This window comes from Arthrobacter sp. Z4-13 (assembly GCF_054792705.1).
This window is the reverse complement of sequence record NZ_CP096459.1, coordinates 1189713-1206105: the sequence shown is the minus strand read 5'-3', so window position 1 is coordinate 1206105 and position 16393 is coordinate 1189713. Positions and strand designations below refer to the sequence as shown.

Annotated in this window: 6 protein-coding genes; all 6 read right to left on the bottom strand. The window is 65.7% G+C overall.

The window, feature by feature from the left end; all coding sequences use genetic code 11:
- Window positions 1–26: 26 nt before the first annotated feature.
- Window positions 27–6137 carry an Ig-like domain-containing protein gene (locus M1E07_RS07355; RefSeq protein ID WP_461189596.1) on the bottom strand — a complete coding sequence of 2037 codons (6111 nt, stop codon included), beginning with the start codon at window positions 6135–6137 and terminating at the stop codon, window positions 27–29.
- A gap of 157 nt (window positions 6138–6294) precedes the next feature.
- Window positions 6295–12438: an Ig-like domain-containing protein gene (locus tag M1E07_RS07350; protein ID WP_461189595.1), complete on the bottom strand. Its 6144-nt coding sequence runs from the start codon at window positions 12436–12438 to the stop codon at window positions 6295–6297.
- Between the two features lie 301 nt (window positions 12439–12739).
- The gene (locus M1E07_RS07345; protein ID WP_461189594.1) at window positions 12740–13864 is read right to left on the bottom strand and encodes an adenylate/guanylate cyclase domain-containing protein; all 1125 of its coding nucleotides are present in this window, start codon (window positions 13862–13864) and stop codon (window positions 12740–12742) included.
- Window positions 13854–14453, bottom strand: coding sequence for a PH domain-containing protein (locus M1E07_RS07340; RefSeq protein WP_461189593.1), 600 nt, complete (start codon window positions 14451–14453; stop codon window positions 13854–13856). Before M1E07_RS07340 ends, M1E07_RS07345 begins: the two co-directional genes overlap by 11 nt.
- Complete coding sequence (locus M1E07_RS07335; protein WP_461189592.1) at window positions 14446–15354, bottom strand: biotin--[acetyl-CoA-carboxylase] ligase; 909 nt, start codon at window positions 15352–15354, stop codon at window positions 14446–14448. Before M1E07_RS07335 ends, M1E07_RS07340 begins: the two co-directional genes overlap by 8 nt.
- A gap of 35 nt (window positions 15355–15389) precedes the next feature.
- Window positions 15390–16277: an SDR family oxidoreductase gene (locus M1E07_RS07330; RefSeq protein WP_461189591.1), complete on the bottom strand. Its 888-nt coding sequence runs from the start codon at window positions 16275–16277 to the stop codon at window positions 15390–15392.
- Window positions 16278–16393: the final 116 nt, after the last annotated feature.

Here is a 16393-nt window from a genome sequence, read left to right as displayed (position 1 = left end):
TGATGCTCGAAGTCTTGCCGGTGTGCCTAGCGCTGCGGCATGCCTGCCGGCGGCCCTTGGCCGTCCCGGTTGGTGGTGTCGTGACGGACATAGTTTCCGGTGGCCGGGCCGCTGGTGAGGTGGTACCAGATGCCCGAGGGGTTCGCGGAGGTCTTGTACCAAACCACGTAGAAGTCCGATTCCGATGGCGTGTTTTCCGGCAACCACTTGCCCCCGCCGACGCAGGATGACGGGTTGCCCGCACGGAAGCTGTCGACGCCGTACCCGGGCTCGGTGCAGCTGCGCACCGGTGTTGCGGTGATGGTCCACGAAGTGGGCGGCGGCGGCGTCGGGTTGTCGCCGGACCGCGACGTTGCCGAACCGGCAGCACCGGCAACAACCGTCACCGCACGGACTTTGAGCTGGCGGCTTTGATTCCAGCCACCCGCGGAGCGGTCATAGCGGTTGGCTTTGCCGACGTTGATCCAGCCGCCGCCTTCGTAACTCACCTCGTAGTGGCTAAGCGGCCGTCCGTTGGTGTTCGGGTTGTTCCAGGTCCAGTGGACGTCGCCGTCACCCTTCGCGGAGGTGGTGCCGTCAACGCTCGGGGCATTCGGCGGCCCGTAGGGGTTGCCGGTACCGATGGCCTTGGCATCACCCGAAACGTTGTTCTTGGTGGACGTCGCAATGATGGTGACCGTGACGTCCTTCCCGTTGGTGAGGCCGCCGATGTTGCCGCCGCCGGCCGGGATGGATCCGCTCTGGCCGTCAGCGTTGTAGCTGTAGCGGATCTCGCCCTCCGTGGACCCGTTGCGCTGTGCCTGCGTCAGGGGCGTGAAGGTCACCTTAAGCTGGCCGCCGTTCCCGGTATCCGCAACCGTTCCACTGCTCACCTGGTCTGGTTTGCCGGCCGCCCGGATGGCGGCCGACTCGGCGCTGGTCCCGCTGGTGCCGGCCTTGTTGGTTGCCGACACCGAGAAGGTGTAGTTGGTTTCCGAATTGTCCACCGTCACGTTCTGCGAGGTGCCGGTGACTTGCTGGGTGGACACCACTGCGCCGCCGCGCAGGGTGGTCAGCGTGTAGGCCGAGACGGCGTCGCCATTGTTGTCCGGCGCCGTCCAGGTGACCTTCAACTGGCTTTGCGCACCCAAGGACCCTGCCTCGGCAGCCGTGGGCGCGGCTGGCGTAGCCGGCACTCCGGCCGGCACTTCGGCCGCCGAGTAGGGGCTCCATTCGGAGGGTTCCTTGGCGTCGTTGCGCGCCAGGACCCGGACCTTGTAGGAGACACCGTTCTGCAGGCCCTTCCAGACATAGCTGACAGCTGCCAGGTTCTGGATCTGGGCGTTCTGCCCGGCCGGCGGGGGCGAGATTTCCAGGTCGTAGGACTTCACCGGGGATCCCTTGCTGGCCGGTGCTGTCCAGTTGATGGACAGTTCCTTGTCGCCGAACTTCAGCGACGGTGCCAGCGGGGTATCGGGCTTCACGTCCGGACGCACCTCCGCGGAGGCGGGCGACCTGTCCGATTCACCGAACTCGTTGGTGGCCGTCACCTGGAAGTGGTACTTGGTGTTGTTGACCAGCCCGTTGAGGGTGCAGGTGTTGGCCGGGCAGTCCTGCTGGAACCCGCCCTCGCCGTACACCGTGTACTTGGTGATGGGCGAGCCGCGGTCCGCGGGCGCCGTCCAGTTCAGCAGGGCCGTCCGGTCGCCCACGCTTTGGGCCTGCGGCGTGGTGGGCGCCTGCGGCTTGTCCTTGACGGTAAGCCGGATGCGGGCTGTCGCCTGCCGGGAAGAATCCTCCGTCTTGTCGGCCACCGTGTAGGACACCACCATGGTTCCGGTGAAGCCCGGGGCGGGTGTCACGGTCACGGAATCACCGTTCACCTCAACGTTTCCGCTGCCGGTTTCCGCTCCGGCAGCGATGATCTTCAACGCCGACTCCGGGAACGGGTTGGCGTCGTTGGCCAGGACGTTTACGGTCACGGGCTTGCCCGCGGCGACGTTGGGCTCCACGTCGTCGTTTGCCACGGGTTTGGGCCGGTTCGAGGCCGTGACCGCCAGCTGGTAGGTTGCGGTGGCCTCGAGTCCGCGGGGGTCCCGGGCCTTGACCTGGACGGCTGCAGTGGTTCCCGTGCCGCTCGAGTCCGCCGCCGAGACCTTGAGGCTCCTGCCGTCAACGCCGGCGTTGAAGCCTGCCGGTGACCCGCCCACCAGCTCGTACGTCATCTTTTCGACGTCGTCCCGGTCAGGGTCCGAGGTCAGCTTCCCGAGGTCGGTGCTGGCGGAGTCCCCCTTCGGGACGTCCACGTTGGCGCCCAGGAGCTCCGGCGGGTTGTTTTTGTTGGGATCGGGCAGCACCTTGGTCCGGATGCTGACGGTGGACTTCAGGCCGGCAGGATCATCCGGACCGGTTCCGTCCGTCACTTCGAAGGTAAGTGAACCCGGGCCCACGTAGTCCGTGCCGGCCGTGTACTTGAGGCCCGTCCCGTCACCCGTGACCGGATCCCCGCCGTCGGCGCCGATCAGTTTGATCCGGTCCGCCTGGGTCAGCCGCGGCGAGCGGCCCTCGCGGACCTTCACCCACTCGTCCAGGTCGATATCCACGGACTGGCCCGCAGTGACCTCAATGACCTCATCCTTGGCCAGGGTGGGCACCTGCTGTCCCAGGCCGGGGACCCAGATGACCGCCGTCGACTGCTGCCCGTCCACGTCCTCCACGGTGTACGGGATGAGCTGCGGCTGCTCGGTCAGGTCTACCAGCATATTGCCCTCGGCGCCGGGGCGGGCCGTGGTGGCCTCGGTGCTGATCTTGAGGTTTTCGCCCACGCCGTCGGGATCCTCGTCATTTTTCAGGACGGGGACATCAACGGCGGTCTTTCCCAGAGTCTGGGCGGACGTCACCCTGTCGTCCCGCGCGATGGGAGCCTTGAGGGGCACCTGGTTATCCACCACAACGCGGATGGCGGCCTGCGCTGAGGCGTCCCTGTCATCAGCGATGGTGTAGCGCACGTTGACAGTGCCGGCTTCACCTGGTGCCAGCAGGATGATCCTGCCACTGGCCTTGCTCACGGTGGCCTGCAGTGCCGGATCGGCCTCGATGCCGTTCGTCAGGATGCGGATGAGGTCACCGTCGGGGTCGGTGTCATTTCCTGTGGCGTCGACGGCGATCTGGCGGCCGGGCCGGACCCGAACCTCGTCATCCACAGGAGTCGGTTTCTGGTTGACCTCGCCGCGCGGCGCAACGCCCACCGTCACCGTGCCCGTGTTGACGGCGCCCTGCCGGTCCACCACCTTGTAGCGGAACGTGTCGGTGCCGGCGCCGTCTCCGGCCGCCGTGAAGTCAATGAAGTTGCTGCCGACCGTCGCTGTGCCCATGGCCGGGGTGCTGTCGATGCCGGTCAGCTGGACCGAGTCGCCGTCGGGATCGATACCGTCCAGCGGGACAGGAATCCGGACCGTACCGGCAGCAACCACCCGAGCCGTCAGGTTGCGCGGCTGCGGACGCGAGTTCTCCGCGCCTTCCAGCGGCAGGATATGGATGGTCACGGCGGCGGCGCTTTTTTGGCCCTGCGGGTCCACGGCGTTGTAGATGGCCCTGACTGTCTTTGGCTGGCTGCCGGCGATGAACCGGAGGGTGTTCTCCGAGACGAAGCTCTTTCCGTCCACCGGGTCCACGCCCTGTGGCAGGTCAGGGTCCACGGTCAGTTCCTGGCCTTGCGGGTGGGCGTCGTTGTCGAGCACAGGGATGGTGACGACGTCGTTCACCCGAACGTTCACTTCGTCCGGCTTGGGCTGGGGTGCTTCCACGACGGCGGGGGCCGGGACCGGCACCACGGAGACGCTGCCGGTGGCCGACTTGTTCCCGTTGGACATGGTGTATTCGAAGAGGACGGGGTCCTTGGTTCCCCGGATGTCCGTGATGCGCAGGACGCTGTGGTTGATCACGCTGACCGAAGCGGTGGAGTTTCCCGGGAGCTTGACGGACTGCAGCACCAGCACGCCGCCGGACGGATCTGAGTCGTTGGCCAGTGGGTCCAGCAGCACGCTTCCGCCGGTGGGCATCAACGCGACGTCGTGGACAGCCACCGGGTTGCCGGTGTCATCGCCGGATTCCACGTCCACGCGGATCAGGCCCTGGCTGCTCTGCGGGCCGTTGCTGGCGATGTACGTCAAATAGACGGGGCCGGGGGTGGTGCTGCGGAACGTGAAGGTGCCGCCGTCGGTGACGGGGCCCAGTTCGGCGGGGCCGTTGGCTTCCACCTGGGCCAGCCTGAGGGCGCCTCCGTTGGGATCGACATCGTTCTTGAGCGGGGAGATGACCAGGTCCTGGCCCAGCACGGCAGTGACATGGTCGGCGTTGACCACTGGCGGCAAGGCACCCGGTGGCTGGACGTTCACCACTACTTTTCCGGTGACCGTTGCCCGGCCGTCCCAGATGGTGACCTCGACAGTCTTCTTGCCCGCGGTGGCGCCGGAGTCCTGGAAGGTGAGCAGGCCGTCGCGCCGGACCTTAACCTGGTCCTGCTCGTTGTCCGCCTTGGCGTCCAGCAGCACCAGGTCGTCGCCGTCGGGGTCGATCCAGTCCGTGAGGATGTTCTGGCTGACCGTTTTGCCCTGTTCCACGAGCATGGTGGTGTCATCGCCGCGTTTGAACTGCGGCGGCTTGTTCTCGTCCGGTCCCACCACGCTCAGGGTGACCTGGCCGGCGGCGGAGAGGCCGCGGCCGTCCGAGGCGTTGTAGCTGAACATCTCCGTTCCCGGTGTTGCATCTGCCCGGACGGAGACCTGGAAGGCGGTGCCGCCGTAGATGTTTTCCAGCATGCCGGCCCGGGGGCCGGAGGCACCGACAGCTGCAGTAAGCACGTCGCCGTCGGGATCCGAATCATTGTCCAGGACACTGAGGATGGTGGTCCGGCCCGGGCGGACGCCGACGGCGTCCGGCTTGGTTTCCGGCGGACGGTTGGGCTTGGTGCGGTCCGGCAGGACGTTAATGCTGTTGTTGTCCGCGGACTCCTGGTCCTGCTCGTCGGATTCGTTCTTGGGTGGAATGACGTCGTCCCAGTTGTTCACCAGCTGCATGTTCTGGTTGACCAGCCACACATTGCCCGAGTTCACGTCGTTCAGGACCACCAGGTCCCGGTTCACCCGGAACACATACGACGGCGACGCACTCGCCTTGGGCACATCCACGTTCTTATCATCAGTGTCGTTCGTGCAGTCACGGACGTACTTGTTGGCACCGGACCACGCTGCGTGGACACACCCGCCCAACTGCACAGGAGCCGCCGGCACACCCTCGCCGTCGAAGGCCACTGTTTTTGCCGTGCCGCCGTCGAGGGGCTGCTTCAGCAGCGCCTTCTGTGTGGAAATTGCTACAAAGTCGCTGGCGGGACCGCCCTGCTGCAGCTTCGCCTCCCGCGCATTCTCCAACTGCAACCGCTTCCCGCCAGGCAGGAACAACGCCCCCGCCGCCGCGTCCAACAGCACCGGCTTATCCCCCACCACCGTGATCTGCAGATCCCCCGAACCCTTCAACTCCCCCCACGTCTCAGACTCCCTCGACGCGACAGCACCATTGGCATCAACACCGGTCACCGTCACCACACCGGACTTCGGCTCCGCCGAATAAATCCGGTCATCCTCCCCCACTGCCGAAACGGTGCCTTCGGAGCCCACCAGCACCGGCTCGGTGGCTTCCTCGTCAAAACCGTTGACCGTGGACGGCGACACCGCCCACACCTTGCCCGATGCTGCGTCCGTCACCGAGATTACTTCGGAGCCGAAACTGACGTCGGCCGCGCCAGGCAGCTGCTTGTCCCCGCCCAGGCGCATGTTGGCCGGCGACACCTGGTTAAGGGTTGAACCGGTTTCGTCATCCACAAACACGTCCCCGGCATCCTGCAGGATGTCGAAGGTGGTGGACGCCGGTGTTACGGCACCGTCCAGGACCCGGGACGGGTAGTTCAGCCGGCCCACGGCATTCTTGGACTTGGAGACCACCCAGACGCCGCCGTCGTTCAGCTCCACCTCGGTGGTCTTGAATCCGGGATACAACACAGCGCCAGTGACCACAACAGCCACGGCGGCGCCGAACGCCGTTCCGTTGACAAACTTCTTGTGGCGCCTTTTCAGCCCAAGCTTCCCCAGCAGACTTGTCACAGCGAAATTTTTCCCCCAGATTGTGTGGCCGTACGGCAGCCCGTTCGCGGGACTGGCACTCGGCTCTCTTTTCCCCGGCGCAAGCTTATCGAACCCTTACACGCCCCGCGATGGGGAGCTCTGCCCGGTGCCGGGCCTTGGCCCGGCCCCCGGCCAGCTATGGTGTGGCTCCTGTCGGGAAGGTGCACAGCGGCACGCCGCTTTGCGCAGGCGACCCGATCGTGGTGTGCAGTGACTGGATCCAGCGGGTCGCGTTCGGTGATCCCCGCATGATGTAGTACCACTGACCGTCACCGCCGTAGGTGGTGCCGTGCGGCTTCCAGCACATGACGTTGAAAGAGTCCATGTGAGACATCCAGGGCCGGTCGTAGCCGCCCCTGCCGTCGCAGGTATGGGCAACCGGGTCATAGGACGTAGGGCCGGGCAGGTCCGTACAGCTGCGGTCCATGCCGGAGTTGAGACGCGTGCCCCAGCTGGTCTTCTGCGCCCCGGACTGGGCGGAGGCGGACGCCACCGGACCGCCGGTGCCGCGGGAGTTGACTGTCTGGACCTGAATCGTATGCGGTTCGTTGAAGCCACCCGTGTTGACCGTCCGGCTTCCGGAGGCGGCCACCCGCTCCCAGCCCGCGCCGTCGATGTTGATCTGTGTGTAGGCCACATCGTTCGTCGAGGTGGAGGGCGAGTTCCAGCTGAAGCTGAGGTTCTTCTGGTTCTCCGCCCCGTTCTGGCCGGACGCCGACGGCGTACCGGCCGATCCGTACGGATTCGCCGTCGCCGGGGCGCTGGCATCGGAACTCGGCGCCACACTGGAACTGGCGGTAACTGTGATAGTGGTGGCGGCCCCGTTCGTGAAGCCGCCCACGGTTTGCCCCGGCTTGATGGGCCCGGTCTGGCCGGTGGTGGCGTAGTAGGTGTAGCTAACCTCGCCGTATGCCGAACCGTTCCGTTCCGCCGAGGTGAGTTCGTTGAAGTTGATGGTCACCTGCCGGCCTGCGCCGCCGGTGTTGGCTTCCGTTGCGGAGACGCCGGAGACCTGGGCGAGCTTGCCGGTGGCCCTCCGCGGAGCCGATGCGGCGCTGACTGCACCCTTGCCGGCCTTGTTCTCGGCCTGGACCGTAAAGGTGTACGACGCCTCGGAATTGTTGGCGGTGAAGTTGGCAGTCCGGACGGTGCCGGCCACCACCTGGGTCTGGGCCGCGCCGCCGCCGCCGCTCATGGTGACGTAATAGTTCCTGATGGCGTCGCCGTTGGTGTTCGGCTCGTTCCAGTCAACCTTGAGCTGGTTGGAGTTTCCCACCGACGATGCCACCGACGACGTCGGTGCGGCCGGAGCAGCGGGGACACCGGCGGGGTTGTCCTCGGCAGAGTACTGGCCCCAGTCGGACGGGCCGAGCTCGTTGACGGCCTGGGCCCGCACTTTGTAGCGGACACCGTTGGTCAGCCCCGGCCAGGTATAGCTCAGTCCGGTCACGCCGTTCTTAACGGCAATCCCGCTGGCTGGCGGAGGGGAGATTTCCAGGTTGTAGTTCTTCACCGGTGAACCCTCGGTCTTGGCGGCGGGCCAGGCGATCTCCATGTTCTTGTCGCCGGCCTTGACCGTCGGGGCGTCAGGAGGTGAAGGTTTTTCATCCGGCCTGATCTCGTTGGATGCCGGCGAGGGATCGGATTCGCGCACCTCGTTGGTTGCGGTGACGGTGAAGACATACTTGACGTTGTTGGTCAGCCCGGTCAACGTGCAGGTGGTGGTGGCACATTCCTGGCTGAAGCCGTTGCCGGAACGCACGGTGTACTTGGTGATGGCCGCGCCGTTGTCCGACGGCGGGGTCCACTTGAGCACGGCGGTCCGGCTCCGGACGTCCGTTGCAGTCGGGGCGGACGGCGCGTCGGGCCGGTCCCGGACGGTAATGCGGATCCGTCCGTCCGTCTGCCGGGAGACGTCGTCGGTCTTGTCCATGACGGTGTACCGCACCACCATCACACCCTTGAAACCGCTGGCCGGGGTGACGGTGATGTTGTCGCCCGAGACAGCCGGCTGCCCGGCGGCGGAGCCCGTTTCCACCGACGCGGAAGTGATCCGCAGCGGCGTCTCCGGGAACGGGTTGAAGTCGTTCCCGAGGACGTTGACGGTCTCGGCTGTACCGGCGTTGGCTTTGTCCACCACATCCTCGTTGGCCACGGGCAGCGGCCGGTTCGAGGCAACAACGGTGGCGGTCACCGTGGCGCGAACCGGCTCGGAGCGGCCGTCGGTGACTTTGAGCGGGATGCTTCCCTTCCAGCCTGCGTCTTTGGCCGAGTCCGGGGTGACCTTCAAGGTTGCGTTTTCCACGCTGGCCTTGAAGCCCTCCGGGAGCGCGCCGTCGAGTTCGAACTTGAGCCTGTCCTGGTCGCCGGAGTCCACGTCCTTGGCCAGGTTTGCCAGCTCCAGCGTGGCGGACTCGCCCCTTGGCACGTCGAGGGTGGCACCGCTGAAGGTGGGCTGGTGGTTGGCGTTCGGGTCAGGGATGACCTTGGTGATGATGCTGAGGGTGGACTTGAGGCCGGCTGGATCGTCGGGCCCGGTCCCGTCAGTCACTTCGAAGGTGACTGACCCGGGACCCACGTATTCCTTGAGGGCGGCGTAGCGCAGTGCGTTGCCGTTCCCGCCCACCACGTTCTCCGGTGCCGCACCCTGCACGCGGACCTTGTCCACCTGGGTAATCCGCGGCGTACGTCCCTCCCGGACCCGGACGTATTCCGTCAGGTCAAGAGTGACCTCTTTGCCGGACATGACCTCCACGACGTCGGTCCGCGCCAGGGTGGGGTGCTGCTCACCTTGGCCGGGAACCCAGATGACTGCCGTCGCGCTTTGGCCGTCGATGTCGGTCACGGTATACGGAACCAGCTGGTCCTCCGGTGTCAGCGTCACAACAACGTTCCCCCCGCCGCCGGCACGGGCATTGGGGTTGCCGTCAGGCAGGCTGATCTTCAGCTCGGATGCGACGCCGTCGGGATCGGCGTCGTTCTTCAGCACCGGAACGTCCACCGCGGACTTGCCCAACGTCTCCGCCTGGGTGACCACGTCATCCTTTGCGAGCGGAATCTTCAGTGCGGCGTCGGGACTCACCCGGACCCGGATCACGGCACCGGCCTGGGCTTTTTTGTCATCCTGGATTTTGTAGCTGACGCTTTCATTGCCGGCGGCGGCGGGCGCGGTGAGCAGTACCTTGCCGCCGTCAGCTGCTTCCACACCGAGTTCGGGGAGGGCCTCGAAGCCATTGGATACCAGGCTGATCGGGTCGCCGTCCGGATCCGAATCGTTGGTGAGCGCGTCGACGGCGATCTTCCGGCCGGGACGGACGTCGACGGCGTCGTCGATGGCGATCGGTTTCTGGTTATTCGTCTCCTGCGGCGCGATGCCAACGATCACCGTGCCCGTGTTTTCGGCGCCGATGCGGTCCCGGACCCGGTAGGTGAAAGTGTCCGTGCCGGCGGCGTTGCCTGCGGCGGTAAATTCGAGGTAGCCGTCCTTAACCACCGCGGTTCCCATCGCCGGGGCTTTATCCACCCCGGCCAACTGGACGGAGTCGCCATCGGTGTCGACGCCGTCCAGCGGCACGGGGATGCGGACCGTCATGCCGGCCACGACGCGGGCGGTCAGGTTTCGAGGCTCCGGCCGGGTGTTGAGCTGGTCGTCCCGGGCCCGGATCCGGATGGTGACCTGCTGGGAGTCGGATTGCCCGGAGTCGTTGGTGACCTTATAGATGGCGTAAACGGTTTTGGGCGCGTCCCCTGCGATGAAACGCACGTTTTGCCCTGAGGTGAAGATGCGGCCGTCTGCGGCATCCGGTGATTGCGCCAGCACGGGTTCCAGGGTGAGCTTGCCGCCATTGGGGTCTGTGTCATTTTCCAGTACGGGGATGGTGACGACGTCCCCGGCGCGGACGGTCGCCTCGTCGGGCTTGGCTTGCGGGGCCTGCAACTTGGCGGGGGCGGGGACCACCAGCACGGAAATCTCCCCGGTGGCGGAGGACTTGCCGTTGGAAATTGTGTACCTGACGGTGAGCTGGCCCTGGGCGCGGAGGTCGGTGATCCGCACAACGGAATGGTCCAGGACTGCGACGCTGAGCGGCAGCCCGTCCGCGGCTGTTACCGACTGGACCACCAGTACACCGCCGGAAGGGTCGGAGTCGTTGCCGAGGACGTCCACCAGCACGCTGCCGCCGCTGGGCAGCAGGGCGGTATCACGGACGGCCACGGGGGCGGCGTCACCGCCGCCGGGCACGACGTCGACGCGCACCAGCTGCTGGGCGCTGGCTGGTCCGTTGGTGACGAGGTAAGTGACGTAGTGGGCGCCACGGGCGGTGGAGTTGAACGTGAACGTTTGCTGGTCGGCGCCCATGACGGCTGTGGAGTTGCCGTTCGGAGTGATCTGGGCAAGCCGCAGCGCGCCGCCCTGCGGGTCCGAATCGTTCTTCAGCGGGGCGATCACGGTGTCTACCCCGGCGACTGCCACCACGTGGTCCGCGTTGGCTATCGGCGGGAGGGCGCCCGCCGGCCGCACGTCGACGGTGACCTTGCCCTCCGTGGTGGACCGGCCGTCCGAAACACTGACCGTGACGGTCTTACGGCCGGGCTCGGTCCCGGAGTCCTGGAAGCTGAGCAACCCGTCGGGACGGATCTTGACCTGGTCGCGGGGGTCGCTGCTGGACGCGCCGACGACGAAGAGGTCATCGCCGTCGGGATCGATCCAGTCGGACAGGATATTCTGGCTGACCACCTTGCCCGCCTGCACCACCAGTGTGCTGTTCCGGTTCGGTTTCTGCCGGGGGGCGGAGTTCTCGCCCGGAGGGATGATGTTAAGCGTGACGTCGGCGGAGCCGGAAAGGCCGCGGCCGTCGTCCACCGTGTACTTGAAAACCTCCGACCCTGTTTTGTCAGCGCCGATGCTGACCTGGAAACCAGTGGCGCCATAGATGGGTGAGAGCAGGCCGGACTTGAGAGGCTCCGGGGTTCGAACGGTCAGGATGTCACCGTCGGGGTCCGAGTCATTGTCCAGCACCGGGAGGATGGTGGTCTTTCCGGCGCGCACCCCGAAGGTGTCCGGTTTGGCCACAGGCGGGCTGTTGGGTTTGGTGCGGTCCGGCAGGACGGTCTGCTGCACCTCGTCCGCGGAGTCCTTGTCGGCGTCGTCCGAAGTCTGCTGTGGCGGGATGACGTCTTCCCAGTTGTTCACCAGCTGCATGTTCTGGTTGACCAGCCACACATTGCCGGAGTTCACGTCGTTCAGGACCACCAGGTCCCGGTTCACCCGGAAAACATACGACGGCGACGCACTGGCCTTGGGCACATCCACGTTCTTATCATCAGCATCGTTCACGCAGTCCCGGACATACTTGTTCGCCCCGGACCACGCAGCATGCACACACCCGCCCAACTGCACAGGAGCCGCCGGCACACCCTCGCCGTCGAACGTCACCGTTCTTGCCGTGCCGCCATCCAGGGGCTGCTTCAGCAGCGCCTTCTGTGTGGAAATTGCTACAAAGTCGCTGGCGGGACCGCCCTGCTGCAGCTTCGCCTCCCGCGCATTCTCCAACTGCAACCGTTTCCCGCCCGGCAGGAACAACGCCCCCGCCGCCGCGTCCAACAGCACCGGCTTATCCCCCACCACCGTGATCTGCAGGTCGCCCGAGCCCTTCAACTCGCCCCAGGTCTCAGACTCCGACGACGTGACAGCACCATTGGCATCAACACCGGTCACCGTCACCACACCGGACTTCGGCTCCGCCGAATAAATCCGGTCATCGGCCCCCACCGCCGAAACCGTGCCCTCCGAACCCACCAGCACCGGCTCGGTGGCCTCCTCATCAAAACCATTCACCGTGGACGGCGACACAGCCCACACCTTGCCCGAAGCCGCATCCGTCACCGAGATTACTTCCGAGCCGAAACTCACATCAGCAGCCCCCGGCAGCTGCTTATCCCCGCCCAGGCGCATGTTCGCCGGCGACACCTGATTCAACGTTGAACCAGACTCATCATCAACAAACACCTCCCCGGCATCCTGCAAAATGTCGAACGTCGTCGACGCCGGAGTCACCGCACCATCAAGAACCCGGGACGGGTAATTCAACCGTCCCACCGCATTCTTTGACTTCGAGACCACCCACACACCGCCGTCGTTCAACTCCACCTCAGTGGTCTTAAACCCCGGATACAACACAGCACCCGTCACCACCACCGCAACAACCGCACCAAAAGCAGTACCGGTAACAATCCCCTTGCGTCGCCTTTTCAGCCCAAGCTTCCCCAGCAGTGTTGTCACAGTGTTGATTCCCCTGATTAGCGCTGCGCGCGGCAGCTCTGCCCGGGGGTTATAACCCCGTGCCTTGAATTAAAGCGTCGCTCCTGGGGAGCGAAATGAGACCTGGCATTGGCCGCCCGGCAGGGCGTCCGAATGGAATCCGGCAGAGCCGAACGTCCGGAGGCAAGCTTACCCATTGCCTTTTCCCGGCCGCGATGGGGAGCCCTCCCCCAGCAGCGGCAGCAGCAACGGCACCGACTATACCGGGATAAACCACCAATTGGATAAACTTTGCCGAACCGTTCAGCCCGGAGATTCGCCGCTAGTCCAGGACCAGCCCCTTGCCGAGCCCGCGGGTGAGGCGGACCGGCAGGATCTCGCCAAAACCGCGGACGTTCTCGGGAGGCTGGGGGAGCATCACAAACCGTTCGTCGTGCTCCAGCGCAGATGCCGTCATGGAGTCCACCAGGACCGTTCCCGGGTCCGCCAGGGTGGTGAGCCGGGCCGCGAGGTTCACGGTGGGGCCGTAGATATCGCCGAGCCGGGACAGGATCCTGCCCCAGACCATCGCCACCCTGGCTTCCGGCAGGATCTCGTCTTCGGTGAAGGCCTGGGCCAGCGCCAGGGAAATTTCCGCGCCCGCCGCCGGGGTTTCCGCGATGTAAAGGACTTCGTCCCCCACCGTCTTGACCAGGCGGCCGCCGCCAACAGATATGATTTCCGCACACTTGTTTTCAAACCGCTGGACCAGCCGCGCCAGCGTTTTTTCGTTCATGCGCCGGGACAGGCTGGTGTAGGAAACAAGGTCCGCAAAGCCGACGGCGCGCGCAAGGGGCAGCGGAGCGTCGTCCTCGTCGCCTTCCCGGCCTTCCTCGCTGGCCTGCAGGCCGGCTTCAGCGCGGACCGCGAGCCGCTGGATGCCGGCGTTGAGCTGGCGGCGCCACGAGTAGACCAGCATTTCCTCCAGCGCGTCCACCAGTGCCGGGAGTTCATTCACCAGGCGCTTGCGGGCGACGGCATCGGTGACACCCTGTTCGTGCACCATGTCTTCCACCAGGGCTTCGATCTGCCAGACCACCATGCGGTCCGTCATCTGGCCGATGGAGCGGGTGACGGAGATGGCGGCTTCCTCCGTCAGCTTCCCGGACCGGACCAGGTCCACAACGGTGGAGAGGGCCGCCTGGTCCCGCTCGGTGAAGGCAACATCCTCGTCGCCGAAATTGGGAAACCCCAGGGCACGCCAAAGTTTGCGCGCGGACAGCAGGGACAGCCCGGCGCCGGCGGCGACTTCACGACGGCGGAGCTTGCGTTCCCCGCCCAGCAGGCGGGCTTCCAGGGCCTTCATCGCCAGCCTCTCGGCGGACATGGCCCCGGTGGCCGGGTGGGCGTCGACGGCCGGAGTGGGCGCGATGGACTCAAGGCGTTCCTGCTGGTGCTCATCGTTCATCTGGTCCACCTTCTCTCATTTCCCACGGCAAAGCTCCGGCGGGGTAATCCGTTGTTCCGCCCGGCTGGGCGTCGTGTTCGTCAGGCAGGTCCCCGATGGCGTCGAGGATGAAGTCGCGGAACCTGGCCACTTCCGGCACATCAGGGAACGTGACCTTTCCCTGATATCCGGTTTCCAAGGATATATTCCCGGAGCGGAAGAGACGTTGCAGGACCGACTCATGGACAGTCAGGTTACGGATCGAAGCCAGGTGCACCTGCCGTTCCTGCCGTTTCAATTTTCCGGACCTGGCCACCAGCCTCCGGCTGGTCAGCGTATAGCGGGTTCCTTGCCAGCGCAGCAACCGGGGCAGGCAGAAGCCCAGCCAGACCGAAGCGGCCGCGAGGACACACCCCGTCACAAGCCACGGAGTCCAACGGCCGGAAAGAGCGGGAACAGCCCGCCCGGCTTCGCCGCGGATCACCCAGGCGGAGCAATAGGCCGCGATCGCCGGCGAGAGAACGAAGGCAACCATGGCGCCGGTGAGCCTCCTCGGCTGCGGGCGGGTGGTGACAATCACCTGCTCGCCCGGGACAAGGTCTTTACGCATAACCGCCTTGGCCGGAGGCGTCAGGGGAGGTCCATGGACGCAGGTGCACCACGTCCCCGGCGGTGACCACGTGCTCGCGGGAGTCGCGGTCCACCACCAGCAACGACCCGTACTCGTCAAGGCGGGACGCATGGCCGATGATCTCGTGGTCGCCCGGAAGCTGCGCCCGCACCTGCTTGCCCAAGGTGGCCATAACAGCCTCAACCCGCTTGTGCAGCGACGCGCCGCCCGCCATTCCTGCCGCCGGATCGCCGTCGGCATTGCAGAAGCTGCGGTACAGCACGGCAAACTTCGAAAGGTAACTCTTCAGGAGCAGGGTCCGGTCCGCCGTCCTGGCGTCCTCGAGCACCACGGAGGTGGCGGTGGGGACGGGCAGCTCCGCTGCCCGGAGGGTTACGTTCAGGCCTGTGCCCACGATGACGGGCGGCACGGAGCCGTCCACCATGGGCCCCAGCTGCGCCAGGATGCCCGCGATCTTCTTCCCGCGTACCAGGACGTCGTTGGGCCATTTCAGCTCCGCCGGAATTCCTGCGGTTTCCAGCAGGGTTTCCCGCAGCGCCAGCGCGGCAATCAGGGATAACCAGGAATAACTCTGCGTGGGCAGCGGACGCCCTTCAGCGTTAGCCGGGCGCAGGACAACCGAGACCGAGATGGAACTCAGCGGCGGGGCCTCCCAAGGCCGGTCCAGCCGGCCGCGCGCTGCTGTCTGGTACTCGGCAGTGAGCACCGACAGGTCGGGCCAGGCAGCGGGCTCCACCGTAACGGACCGGAGGAGGTCGGCATTGGTGGACCCGGTGGATTCCACCACCTCCAGCCGCGGGATGCCGGTGGCGGACAGGAAGTTCTGGTCCGCCAGGTCCCCCCGGTCCAGGGGTGTACCGGGGGTATGTGCGTCATCCATAGCTAAATCCTACCGACATGGGTAGGGGGCCCCGCCTAGAGGAAGATGTCCGGAACCAGCCGGTCCACCGGCACCCCCAAACTGTAAGGGCTGAAGTCGGCCACACCGGAGGCAGCGAGGACTTCCTCGTCCGTGTAGAAGTTGCCGCTGGCAGCGGCGCCGGCGCGCAGGTTGCCGCCGGTGAGTACGGCGTGCGCCGCATCAGCCATGATCTGCGGACCGCGCGCGGTCAGGACCATTTGTTCGCCGTGGGGCATGTTGCGGATGGCCGCGGTATCGATCAGGGTGCACGGCCACAACGAGTTCACGCTGATCCCGTCCGCTTTCAGTTCCTCCGCAAGCCCCAGGGTTGTCAGGCTCATCCCGTACTTGGCCATGGTGTAGGCCAGGTGCTTCCCGGCCCATTGCGGATCAAGGTTCAGCGGGGGTGAGAGGGTGAGGATGTGGCCGCCGGCGGAGGCGCGCAGCGCCGGCAACGCCAGCTTGGACAGCATAAACGTTCCGCGGACATTGATGTCCTGCATCAGGTCGTACTTTTTCATGTCGACGGCGTCGGTGCGGGACAGATCAATGGCAGAGGCATTGTTAATGACGACGTCGATGCCTCCGAAGTGCTGCACGGCCGCCGAGACAGCGCGCTCCACGTCCTCGTCACGCCGGACATCGCCCACCAGCGGAAGGGCCTGGCCACCGGCCGCCATCAACTGTTTGGCTGCCGTGTAAACCGTGCCTTCCAGTTTCGGATGAGGCTCCCCGGTTTTGGCCATCAGCACGATGTTGGCGCCGTCTTCCGCTGCGCGGGTGGCAATGGCCAGTCCGATGCCGCGGCTTCCCCCGGAGATGAGGACAGTGCGGCCACGGAGGGAACCAGTGGGCCGGTAGGGGCTTCCAGGGGATCCCGAAGCATCGTTGCTCAAAGTCATATAAGCCACTGTAACCCAATTATGTTACTGGCGAGTAACATGCCGTTGCGGGCTGCGGCACGGCAGAAAATTGTAGGTTTTCTACAGCGGTGGGCACCAGAAGCGTCACTAGACTA

What these genes read in the sequence shown, in the direction of transcription:
- M1E07_RS07330 (WP_461189591.1), bottom strand. Translation starts at nt 16,277, where the DNA reads ATGACTTTGAGCAACGATGCTTCGGGATCCCCTGGAAGCCCCTACCGG.
- M1E07_RS07335 (WP_461189592.1), bottom strand. Translation starts at nt 15,354, where the DNA reads ATGGATGACGCACATACCCCCGGTACACCCCTGGACCGGGGGGACCTG.
- M1E07_RS07345 (WP_461189594.1), bottom strand. Translation starts at nt 13,864, where the DNA reads ATGAACGATGAGCACCAGCAGGAACGCCTTGAGTCCATCGCGCCCACT.
- M1E07_RS07340 (WP_461189593.1), bottom strand. Translation starts at nt 14,453, where the DNA reads ATGCGTAAAGACCTTGTCCCGGGCGAGCAGGTGATTGTCACCACCCGC.